The following is a 12,283-nucleotide window of genomic DNA, read 5'->3' on the forward strand; positions in this document are numbered from 1 at the left end:
TTTAAACCTCCATAATACTCTCAGCAATTGCCATAGTAGACTTTCTATGTGATACTATTACTATAGTTTTTTTATCTTTCTCTGTTTCTAGCGCTTTTAAAATAACAGCCTCATTTAAGCTATCTAAATTACTAGTTGGTTCATCTAATAGCATAATGTCTCCATCATGTAAGAATGCTCTTGCTATTCCTATTCTCTGACGTTCCCCTCCAGATAGAGATTCACCTAATTCACTGAGCCTAGTATTATATCCATGTGGCAATGTCATAATAAATTCATGTAATGATGCCTTTTTAGCTGCCTCTATAACCTCATCTGTAGTTGCATCTAACTTTGCTATCCTTATATTTTCTTCTATAGTATCAGAAAAGACCTGAGTTTCTTGGGTTACATAAGATATATTACTCCTTAATGATTGAGTATTAATATTATTAACTTCTACAGATTTTTCTTTATCTATATATCTTATTTCTCCGCTATCTGCTTTAAAGAATCTCATTAATAACTTCAAAAATGTAGATTTTCCTGAACCACTAGCTCCTAATATTCCATTTATCTTGCCTTTTTTTATAGTAGCATTAAATCCATCTAAAACTTGTTTATTAGAATCAGCATATGTAAAATCTATTCTATATGCTTTTATATCTCCTACTGGCATATCCTCTTGTCCTACTATATCTTCAACCATAGGTTTTTCTTCTAATATATTAAGTACTCTATTACCACTTGCTAGTGTTTGATGTAAATTATTTGATAAGGATGCAAGAGCTGCTGTTGGTCCAAATGAACTCATTATACCTATAATACTTATTATTCCTTGAAGATTGTTAATACTACCTACTTCTATCAATCTATAAGAAACATATAATGTTATCATAGAAGTAACCATTATAACTGAATTAGTTATAACAGCTTGTTTATTCTCTAATGACTTTAACTTTGATTGTTTATTTTCTATAGAATCAGATTTTGTATTCATATTATCAAGTCTTTCTTTTCCTTGATCATATTGTAGAACTTCTTTTATTCCTCTTAAATTATCTAAAACATAAGAATTCAACTCACCAAAACCACTTCTATATTCTTCTCCTATATTTTTTCCTATTCTACCATTAATAATAGGTATTATTAATCCCACAATAATATATGCTATTACTGCAATAACTGCAAAACTCCAATGATTTACACCTAAAAATACTATCATCACAATAGAATATATAACTGCAATACATATGGGCGATATAGTATGTGCATAAAAGACTTCTAGAAGTTCAATATCTGTGGTAATTATAGATATAAGATTACCTCTTTCTTTTCCTTCTAGTTTTGCAGGTGCTAATTTTCTTAATACACCAAAAACCTTATTTCTTATTATCTCTAACAATTTGAAAGCTATGTAATGATTACTCATTTGCTCTAAATATCTAAATACACCTCTAAACACTGCAAATAATACAAGAACTATAAATATAAATTTAAAATCACCAGTTTTAACAATTCCATATCCACCTAATATAGTTATAAAGGTTGCTACAAGATTACCTATAACTCCCATAATAATAGCTAATATCATAAATGGCACAAGAGGCTTAACCATGCCTATAAGTCCTGCCATCACTTTAAATCCAGATCTATTTTTTTCGTTATGCATTTCTTACTGCCTCCAATTCCTTCTGACTATTATACAACTCTCTATAAATTACTCCTTCTGCCATAAGTTCTTCATGTTTACCAGTTTCTTTTACTATTCCCTTTTCAATAACATATATATTATCAGCTGATATTATATTTTCTAATCTGTGAGATATTACTACAACTGCTTTTTCATTAGATATTTTTCTTATGACTTCCATTATTTTTTCTTCACTCTCTATATCTACATTAGATGTTGCTTCATCAAATATATAAACATCTGCATCTGATAGTATAGCTCTTGCTACTGCTAGCCTCTGACATTGCCCACCAGATAGATTACTTCCTCTTTCCTTCACTTCTGAATCAAGTCCATATTCATTGTCAATTAGTGATGTTAATCCAACTAACTCTAATACTTCCCTCATCTTATTTTCTACATTCTCACAGATACTATCATTATTTAATCCCATAGCAAGATTGCTTCTTATAGTTCCCTTAAATATATAGCTATTATGATTTATTCTAATAATTTTTTTCATTCTGCTTGTTCTAATGTATTCATTCATCTTTCTATTGTTTATCAATACATCACCATTAGTTTGTGATTCTTCACCAATTATCAATGAAACAATTGTACTCTTACCACAACCAGATTCTCCAACTATTGCTGTCATCTTACCCTTAGGAATATTAATGTTAACATCTTTTAATACAATTCTATCTGCTGAATCTTCATATGCAAAATCAACATTTTTAAATGTAATGTTATCTATATTACTTAATTCTACACTTCCATCCTTTTGTTCTTCTGTATCTAACAATTTAAATATCTTATTAGCTGCTGCATTTCCATTCATAGCTATATGAAAAAATGAGCCTAATAATCTAAGAGGCAAGAAAAATTCTGCTGAAATCATTATTATAAAGAAACATTGATAAACCTCTATATTGCCTTTATTTAATGATATTAATGAAAGAATTATACCTATTGCTGCTCCACCATATGCAACTAAATCCATAATACTTATAGAATTTAACTGCATTATTAAAACCCTCATGGTAACCTTTCTGAATTTTTGGCTCTCCAAATTCATTCGTTTCGAATATTCTTCATCTGCCCCATATATTTTAAGCGTAGTCAATCCTTGTAAACACTCTAAAAAAGTATCTCCTAGCTCTGTATAGGTATTCCAATATTTATTTAACATTTTCTTTGCAAATTTCTGAACTGCAACTATTGATATTGGTATAAGTGGTACACATATTAATAGCACTATAGCAACCTTTATATCCATTGTACAAACTATAAAAAATAATGTAATAGGTGCTAGTAAGCTATAAAAAAACTGTGGTACATATCTACCGAAATATATTTCTAATTGATCAACACCTTCTGTTGATAATTGAACTACTTCTGCTGTTGATATATTTTTGTTATATCCATTGCCTAGTCTTAATAACTTCTCAAATATTCTTTCTCTTAATGAAGATTTTACAATTGTTGAAACTTCGAAGGATAATTTGTTTCCTATTGTAACAGTAATAATTCTAATAATTATAGACAATATTCCTATTATCAAAAATTCTTTAATATCAGAACTTATCATTTTTTTCTTAAATAAATTTCCAACAACAATAGCTAACTTGTACACAAATAAAACATTTGCAAGCATGCCAATCCATTGCATAAATACAATAAAAACTATCTTAGGTATATTTCCCTTATATTCTTGAAGTAATCTTTTATGAAACATATTCTTTTTCTCCCATTCTAATTGTTTCTTTTAGTAACTGCTTTTCTTCTTCAGTAACAGTTTTTATTTTTCTAATAAAGTATATATAATGCCCTATCATAATTGCTAATATACATACCTTAGCATGCCATATAGGTGCAACAATGATGCTTATAGTCAATAGAATAGTAAAAGCACTTAAAGCCTTTATCTTTTCCTTTTTTGTCATTGCTTTAGTAGTTATAAAATCTTCTATATATTTCTTATAAATCTTCGTAGATAAAAACCACTTATGAAATCTCTCCGATCCCTTGGCATATAATATTGCTGTTAAAAGCAAGAATGGTGTTGTAGGTAAAATAGGTACAATTACCCCTATAGCCCCTATAATTAAAAAAACACTTCCTAATATAATACATATAATATTTATTATTTTTTTCATTAGTTTATTTATTCCTTTCTCGTTATTGATTATTATTATCATTATCTAGAGATAGTTTATCTTATTTTTATTAATTTAACAATGGTAATATATTTAAATTAAAATATAATAGCATTAGTTTCAGTAGCATATTAAAATAGAATGAATTTGATTTCACAAAGCAGTTTGCTCAATTTTATTCATACTAACCTTCAAGCTCTCACAGTAATTTATATATCCTAAATATTACTGATTCTACCCTAGCAAAAAGGCTTTGTTCCATCAAATCACTTCTATTTTAATTATTTAAACGTTATGGTGATTTTTAATATATCTATATTGTTAACTAGTATCTTATGTATTCTGCATTTCTACATAAACAATTATTAAATTAATCTTTTTTTGATTACTTATCTTTTCAATTAATTAATATCAAGTTATTGATTTCATTTTACATTCTGTATTTTAAATTAAATAATCAACATTCTCATGGAAAAGACAATAGGTATTTAAACGTTATGGTGATTTTTAGTGTATCTGTATTGTCTGAAAGTATCTTATGGCTTCAGAATTTCTAGCAAAAAAATTATTGAATTAATCTTTTTTTGATTACTTATCTTTTCAGTTAATTAATATCAAATTATTGATTTAAGTAAATGTTGATAATGAAAAAATCCAATGTTGTTTGATAATGTTAATATTATAATTTTCTTAATTAGTATCAATATTATTGCTTTGAATAAATCTTCATAATGAATTTTAGTATTTCTTATAATAAGAAAATAAAGATGCCGTTTAAAATGCTATACTGTTTGAGCTTTAGCGAGTTTATAGCATTTAGGCATCTTTACTTTTTTTATTATCTTAGAAATACTTAATGAAATTATGTTATTTATGAAAACATATAATATTGATACTAATCATTAAAAAATATAATTTGAATTATATCTAAACAACATTAGATTTTTTACATTGCTTTCTTATATAGCTCTGCTATTTCTTCTTGTGTAAAAACTATAGGATTATTCTTAATTCCAGCTGCTGATACCTTCATACAATTTTCTGCCATCCAAGGTATATCTGCTTCTGTTAATCCTAAATCAGATAATTTACAATCTAAATCTAATTCTTTTATTAATGTACGAATCTTAACCGAACAATCTTCTGCAGTCATACCACCAAATATTCTTGCTATCTTACCAAATTTATCTCTGTTTCCTTTATATGATGCTTCTATTATAGTTGGAGTTAATGCTGCTAATCCTTGTCCATGAACTATATCCTTTAATCCACTAGCAGGATGTTCCATACCATGCGCTAGTGTAACTCCAGCAGTATTTATTACCATACCACCAATAGTACTTGCTAAAGTTATCTTTTCCCAAGCATCTTTTCCTGCCTTACCCTTATATACATTTACTATATTATCAGCTATTAATGATATAGCATATAAACTTAAAGCATCTGTAAATGGTTGTGCTATTTTTGAAGTATATGCTTCTATACAATGACATAATGCATCAAATCCAACTGATGCCAATACTTTCTTTGGCATTGTCATCATACATTCTGGATCTACTATTGATACTTTTGCTACTATAGCATTGCATCGTAATGATTTTTTATCACCATTATCAGGATTAGTTAATACTGCAAATCCATTTCCTTCTGAACCAGTACCACAAGTTGTAGGTATCAATACTAATGGTAATGCACTATCACTCTTTAACCTATTATAGATATAATCATTTATATCTCCATTATTTACTGCAAGAAATGCTATTGCCTTAGCACAATCCATAATACTACCGCCACCTATTGCAACGACAACATCACAATTATTTACTTTAGCAAATTCAGCCCCTTCATTTGCTGTTGTAGTTAATGGATTTTGGGAAACTTTATCAAATAATACTGTTTCTAATCCTGCAGCTTTCAAGCCATCATTAACTCTGTCATATAATCCTGACTTCTTAGCACTACTCTTACCAGTAACAATTAAAGCTTTCTTACCATACGGCTTAGTTAATTCTCCAACCTCATTAACCTTTCCAGAACCAAATACTATGTTCACTGGTAAATTATAAGCAAACTGTATAGGTTGAACTTCTTCTTGTACCGCTATAGCCTCTTCCCCTGTTACAGTTTCCATTGCTGCTGCAACCATCTTATCTAATTCATCTTCTGCTTCTGATTCAGCTTCTTCTATTTCTACATCTATATGAGAGCCAAACTTATCTTTATACTTAATCTTACAAGCAACACAGAATACTACTCCTAAAATACACCAACCACCTGCAATAATAACTTCTTGCCAAGTTAAAGAACAACCTGAATTAGGAATTATATACATAGCTACCATAAATGCAGACATTAAAACCGCAATTGCTCCAACTACTTTATAATTTTTTACCTTATAAGGTCTAGCCATATTAGGTTCTTTTTTTCTTAATAATATAAATGAAATTGCAACCATACAATAAGCTAAACAACATCCAAAGTTACCTGCATCAACTATCCATACTAACATCTTACGTCCAAAGAATGGAGCAATAACTGATAATATTCCTATTAAATAAAGTGCATTTATAGGAGTTTTATATTTCTTGTGCAATTTTACAAAGAAACGTGGAATCATATATGATTCTGCCATAGAATACATTGCACGACTTCCTCCTATAAGGAATGAATTCCAACTAGTTACTATTCCACACATACCACCTACTATTAATACCTTTGACATTATACTACTATTAAATGCCTTGGCCATTGCATCAGCTGTTACCATTCCAGAACCAGATTGTGAATTAAGTATATCTCCAGGGTTCATAACATAACCTACACCTAATATAATTAATGCATAAAATACAACTGCAAAAACAATAGATAATATTAATATTTTCCCTATCTTCTTTAATGGAACATTAATCTCTTCCGCTGCTTGTGGAATAACATCAAATCCTATGAAGAAGAACGGAGTCATAACTGCAACACTAAAAATTGCCTTTATACTTGTACCAGCTGACTTTCCTACAAATAATTGATCTTGAAGATTTGATGCATCACCAGTTATAGCAGATGCTACTATTAATAATATTCCAACACCACCTATTATTGCAGTAAGTATAGTTTGTAATAAAGCTGCTGTTTTAGCCCCTTTAATATTAATGTAAGTTATAAATATAGATACAATTACTGCAACTGCAAGCCAAGATGCATATATATCAAATCCAGCAACAGTATATAAATATCCTTTTAAAAATCCTGGATATATATATTGAATTATTGTAGGTAATGCACAGGCTTCAAAACATACAACACTTACATATCCTAAAATAATTGCCCAAGTACATATAAATGAGCCTATAGGTCCCATAGCCTTATAACTAAATACATGCTCTCCACCACATTGAGGCATTGCTGAAGTTAACTCTGCATAAGTTAATCCAACGAAGAATATCATAAGTCCACCTATTGCAAATCCAATTATAGCTCCTATAACACCGCCTCTTTCAATCCAATCACCAGTAGATACTACCCATCCCCAACCAATCATTGCACCAAAAGCTATTACCAAAATATCCCATGCACTAAAAACTTTATCAAACTCTGATTTTTTCTTTTCCATCTAATACCATCCCACTTTCATCTATAGTCTATTGATTTATCCTAAAAATAAAAAATGACGTAAAAATATAACTAACTTATTTAAAGTTATTATTTTTAACGCCTTTGTCAAAATTCAAATATTATTTTTTCCTACTTTATAACTATTCTGCAAATCTTAATTCTATTAATTGTAATATATATTTTGCTGTCTTTTCCCAACCTAATACACTACTGTCTATCATCATATCACGATTTTTTCTGTCTCCTCTATAAGTTCCTGTTATATATTTATAACGAGAATGTAGCATCTCATCATTATATTTGAGAACTTCTAGAGCTTGTTTTTTAGATAAATTTTCTTTCTCCATAACTGACTTTAAACGAATCTCTTCAGGTGCATATATAAATATATTTAAACAATCATTTCTATCTTGTAATATATAATCACTACAACGTCCTATCATTACACAAGATTTTTTATTCGCTAATTTTCTTATTACTTCAAATTGATTGTATATTACTCTATTCGTAAGATTAGCATACCTTGGTCCTAGCTTTGTTTCAAATCTATACATTACATTATTTTCTGTGTCTGCCTTTTCTACTAAATCTCTCTCTACTCCTATCTGATCTACTACTTTATCAACCAAATCACGATCATAATATTCAATTCCAAGAGTATCTGCAATCATCTTGCCAATCTCAGGTCCGCCACTTCCATATTCACATCCTATTGTTATTACCATGTGCTTCATTTACCAACACTCCCATCTTAAAATTTACTCCTACTTATATTATTTTTTTGTTTTTCATATATATAATTTCTTATGAAACAACAAAAAAGGCAAAGATACACAACATATTAATGTTGGCACCTTTGCCTTAAAACCTATTCATTTTTACTATATATATACAATATCACATATATTTTTTCATGTCAAATTTTTTGTTTTTTTGTAACATATTTTGTCAAACCTTGTATTTACGTCACTTTGTGTGTATATTGATTTACATTTAATATTTTTTTGTGCATTATATTGTTCTATATTTTAGCAAATCTAATTAATATCATATATATAACAGTTCCTATGGTTATGCTCAATATTGTATTTTTCTTCACTATGTGTACCACCGCAACAATTAATCCTGATAAGACTTTTACAATAGCATTATTCATCTTCACAAGCGATATATCTTTATAACAATAAATAATTAATGTAACCATAATAACTGCTGGCAAGACTTTTCCTATATATTTAATGCTTGAAGGTAATTCTTTTTTACCTCCAAATAATATAAATGGTATAGCCCTTAATAAAAAAGTGACTAATGAACATAACAATATAGTTATCAATATATTTTTTTCACTCATATATACTTTCTTCCTTCGTCAATGTTTTTTCTAAATATCATAAGTAATGCAGTTGATAACATCAGTGCAGGCAATATAAACGAATCTTTTCCACATATAAACATAAACAATAATGATGAAACTAATCCTATAATTGCCGGAATATGATTTTTAGTATTTCTCCATTGATCCACAAAAATTGTTATGAACAAGGCTGTCATACAAAAATCTATTCCTTCAAAATCAAAAGGTATTATTCTACCTAATAATGCTCCTACAGAAGTTCCTATAAGCCAATATATTCTACTAAATAATGCTATATAAAATAAAATATCTTCTCTATTAATATCATCAGGAACATTTAAGCTACAATCTAACGAATATGTTTCATCAGTAAGTGAAAAAATCATGTATAAATACCTTTTACCCATTTTTTTGAATTCCTCAACAAATGTAAATCCATAAAATATATGTCTACTATTCATTGCAATTGCTGTTAAAACAACAGTTAGAACATTTGCTCCACTACTCAAAAATGGCACTATAACAAACTGAAAAGCTCCTGTATATATAGTTGCACTTATTAAATATGCCCATATAAATGATAGCTTAGCTTGCTTCATCATAATACCAAATGCCATACTCAAAAATAAATAGCTAAATAATATAGGTAATGTCTTCTTAAATGCATATATCAATTCTTTTTTCTTTATACGTTCCAAAGTTCTAACACCTTTCTAGACATTGCATCTGCAAATCTTTTATGACTTTCTGCATCCATATGTTCTCTATCTATTACACTAGGTACAGCTACTTCAGCAGCATTCATATAGAAAACATTTTGCTGTATTGCTACCTTTTCATATTCTCTTGCTAATCCTCTAGATACTTCTTCAGAATGTTTATCAAATTCTTGATCATACCCTTCTTCACCTACACCTCTGCCTAATACTATAGGTGAAACCACTAATATTTTTGTATCTTTGCTTACATAATCTTGTGCCTTTCTAACTATCTTCTCTATTCCCTGGGCAATAATATGTGCAGAAGCTCCATATCTAGTTTTACAATCATTGGTGCCTAGCATAATAATTATTGCATCTAATGGATTATGTGATTCTATAGCAACACTTATTATATCAATTCCTCTTCTTCCAGGTCTTAATTCATCTTGAAATACTGTTGTTCGTCCACATAAGCCTTCTTCTATGATATTAAATTCTTCACCTAATATCTTTTGTAAACGACCTGTCCATCTAATATCACAATTATATCTACCACTGCCATCTGGCTTATAACCATATGTATTTGAATCTCCAAAACATAATATATTCTTCATCAAAATTCATCTCCTTAAGCGTAAGTATTCCCTACCGTTCTAGTATGAAATAAATAATAAATTATTTCTATTCTTATGTCAACAAATTACAGCCAATGTATTTTATTGCTTTTCTTTATAACTGGTTAAAAAAATTTTATCTTATATCTAAATCCTTATTTCCACTCTATAGGTAATACCCTTTCGCATTACATATATACTATGTTTAAGATACTTATCCACGTATTTTAATTCTATGTAATCTCCTATATGATAAAAAAAATAGTAAAGATTCTATTATAAACACTATAACTTTCCAAACTTTAGCGAGCTTATAGCATTTAAGAATCTTTACTATTTTTTTATAATTTAAACATACCTATTACTTTCTTCAATTCACTTGAATTTTCTTCTGTTTTATCTACAACTTGTACTACATCATCAGATAATGCAACTACCATTTCTGTTTTACCTGCTACATCACTTACCCCTTCAGCAGCATTAGATATTGTCTCACTAATTCCAGATACTGCTGAAACAATACTATCTGATGATACTTTTAATTTTTTAGAATTTTCCGATATATTAATCATAAATTGATTAAAATTATTAGCATCAACATCATATTGCTTACTTAATTCTAGAAACATATTATAGTCCTTCATAACTTTTTTCTCTATATACGATAAAGTAGTGGTCATACAGTTTTCCATATTCTTAACAGCATCATTAACTTCTCCTACTATGTTAATTATTTCTTTAACAGTATTCCCTGATTCACTTGCAAGATCACTTATCTCACTTGCAACCACTGCAAACCCCTTGCCAGCATCTCCAGCTCTAGCTGCTTCTATAGATGCATTAAGAGCTAATAATCCAGTTTGGTCTGCAATATCTTGAATGGTTGAAGCAAGCGTATTTATTTTATTAACAGCCTTAGATTCCTCTAATGCTAATGTTGTCTTTTCTTTTACATTATGATACATCTGCTGAGTTTCTTCTGTTGCCATAAGTGCATTATTATTCATATCATTTGCACGACTTTTTATATCTCTTGAAAGTTCCATTCCATTAATTGCTTTATTATTGATATTTTCTGTATCTTTCATTATATCTTTCATATCAGAATCAATATTAATAGTGGTAGCTGCTGTTTCCTCCATACTCGCTGCTAATTCTTCTGTTGTAGCTGAATTGTCTACACTAGCTATATTAATCTTACTAGAAACCTTATGTAAATTATCAGATGACCTTTGAATATCTTCTGAAACATCTGTTATTTTAGATATTATGTATTTAAAATCATTTTCCATACTTATTACTGCTTGACTCATTTGACCAGTTTCATCTTTTCTATGTTTTAACTTTTCTAATTCATCTGTATTATTAAGGTTTAATTCTGCTATGTTATTTATTACCTTTGTTACTGATTTAATAGGTTTAGTTATTCCTGCTGCCATAATATAATCAAATATTACTAATCCAGCTGTAACTCCTCCTATAACAATAGTAGTGTTACGTGTTAATTTATTCATTGATGCTAATACTTCATTTTCATCTGCACCTATAACCGTAATTAATCCTTTATCTATTTCTACCTTATAAGCAGCATATTTTATTTCATTATTATACTTATAACTAACTATATTTTCACTTTTGTATTCTTTTCCACAATTAATTTTATCTATTAATTTATTAATTTCATTATTTACTACTTCTTTATTGTATTTACTTTCATCTGGATGATATACAAACTTCTTATTAGTCTTTACTACATAAACATAACTTGATGGAACATCTTTTATTCCTACTCCGCCTATTAATTTTTTATACTCATTATAAGATATATCTTTATTATTGTTTTCTTCTAATTTGTTATTAATAAGCCTAGTACTTAATTCTAAAATATCTTCCATATTAGATTCAATAGATTTTTTTAATGCTTGTTTTGAACTTGGTATATTATATGCTAATACAATCCATGCATTAATAATAACACACACAAGCATCAATATAAGTATTTTATTTGTTATTGAAAACACCATCATACCTTTCTTTTTCATACCTCTATATCCCCCTTACAGCTTTGTTTAGTTTTTTTATTATAGTTTCAACCTTTAAATACCATATTTTAATTTTAATATCAATTATTTAAAAACAAATGTAGAAACAATGAATTATATGTTAATTCTTCATATTTTTGGGATATATGTATG

The 12,283-nt window shown here is 28.5% G+C and carries 9 protein-coding genes and 1 pseudogene; all 10 read right to left on the reverse strand.

The window, feature by feature from the left end; all coding sequences use genetic code 11:
- Position 1 precedes the first annotated feature (1 nt).
- The gene (locus KQI77_RS09040) at positions 2–1,651 is read right to left on the reverse strand and encodes an amino acid ABC transporter ATP-binding/permease protein (RefSeq protein WP_216390100.1); all 1,650 of its coding nucleotides are present in this window, start codon (positions 1,649–1,651) and stop codon (positions 2–4) included.
- Positions 1,644–3,389 (reverse strand): ABC transporter ATP-binding protein/permease, encoded by a 1,746-nt coding sequence (locus KQI77_RS09045; protein WP_216390101.1) that lies wholly within the window; start codon positions 3,387–3,389, stop codon positions 1,644–1,646. Before KQI77_RS09045 ends, KQI77_RS09040 begins: the two co-directional genes overlap by 8 nt.
- Positions 3,379–3,810 (reverse strand): YbaN family protein, encoded by a 432-nt coding sequence (locus KQI77_RS09050; protein WP_216390102.1) that lies wholly within the window; start codon positions 3,808–3,810, stop codon positions 3,379–3,381. The genes KQI77_RS09045 and KQI77_RS09050 overlap by 11 nt, the downstream gene beginning before the upstream one ends.
- Positions 3,811–4,756: 946 nt before the next feature.
- On the reverse strand, positions 4,757–5,887 hold the full coding sequence (locus KQI77_RS13030) for an iron-containing alcohol dehydrogenase (protein ID WP_367397297.1): 1,131 nt from the start codon (positions 5,885–5,887) through the stop codon (positions 4,757–4,759).
- Positions 5,888–6,067: 180 nt separating this feature from the next.
- Positions 6,068–7,417: pseudogene (locus KQI77_RS13035) on the reverse strand (APC family permease); the annotation flags it as partial.
- 142 nt (positions 7,418–7,559) lie between these two features.
- On the reverse strand, positions 7,560–8,153 hold the full coding sequence (locus KQI77_RS09060; RefSeq protein WP_216390104.1) for an AAA family ATPase: 594 nt from the start codon (positions 8,151–8,153) through the stop codon (positions 7,560–7,562).
- Between the two features lie 287 nt (positions 8,154–8,440).
- A complete protein-coding gene (locus tag KQI77_RS09065) occupies positions 8,441–8,770 on the reverse strand; it encodes a branched-chain amino acid transporter permease (protein ID WP_216390105.1) in 330 nt (109 codons plus the stop codon).
- Complete coding sequence (locus KQI77_RS09070) at positions 8,767–9,471, reverse strand: AzlC family ABC transporter permease (RefSeq protein WP_253289409.1); 705 nt, start codon at positions 9,469–9,471, stop codon at positions 8,767–8,769. The genes KQI77_RS09065 and KQI77_RS09070 overlap by 4 nt, the downstream gene beginning before the upstream one ends.
- A complete protein-coding gene (locus KQI77_RS09075) occupies positions 9,459–10,088 on the reverse strand; it encodes an SGNH/GDSL hydrolase family protein (protein WP_216390106.1) in 630 nt (209 codons plus the stop codon). The genes KQI77_RS09070 and KQI77_RS09075 overlap by 13 nt, the downstream gene beginning before the upstream one ends.
- A 341-nt stretch (positions 10,089–10,429) precedes the next feature.
- Positions 10,430–12,130, reverse strand: coding sequence for a methyl-accepting chemotaxis protein (locus KQI77_RS09080; RefSeq protein WP_216390107.1), 1,701 nt, complete (start codon positions 12,128–12,130; stop codon positions 10,430–10,432).
- Positions 12,131–12,283 lie beyond the last annotated feature (153 nt).

The organism is Clostridium sp. MSJ-8, assembly GCF_018918325.1.
Classification (GTDB): Bacteria; Bacillota; Clostridia; order Clostridiales; family Clostridiaceae; genus Clostridium.

What these genes read in the sequence shown, in the direction of transcription:
- KQI77_RS09040 (WP_216390100.1), bottom strand. Translation starts at nt 1,651, where the DNA reads ATGCATAACGAAAAAAATAGATCTGGATTTAAAGTGATGGCAGGACTT.
- KQI77_RS09080 (WP_216390107.1), bottom strand. Translation starts at nt 12,130, where the DNA reads ATGAAAAAGAAAGGTATGATGGTGTTTTCAATAACAAATAAAATACTT.
- KQI77_RS09045 (WP_216390101.1), bottom strand. Translation starts at nt 3,389, where the DNA reads ATGTTTCATAAAAGATTACTTCAAGAATATAAGGGAAATATACCTAAG.
- KQI77_RS09060 (WP_216390104.1), bottom strand. Translation starts at nt 8,153, where the DNA reads ATGAAGCACATGGTAATAACAATAGGATGTGAATATGGAAGTGGCGGA.
- KQI77_RS09050 (WP_216390102.1), bottom strand. Translation starts at nt 3,810, where the DNA reads ATGAAAAAAATAATAAATATTATATGTATTATATTAGGAAGTGTTTTT.
- KQI77_RS09065 (WP_216390105.1), bottom strand. Translation starts at nt 8,770, where the DNA reads ATGAGTGAAAAAAATATATTGATAACTATATTGTTATGTTCATTAGTC.
- KQI77_RS09075 (WP_216390106.1), bottom strand. Translation starts at nt 10,088, where the DNA reads ATGAAGAATATATTATGTTTTGGAGATTCAAATACATATGGTTATAAG.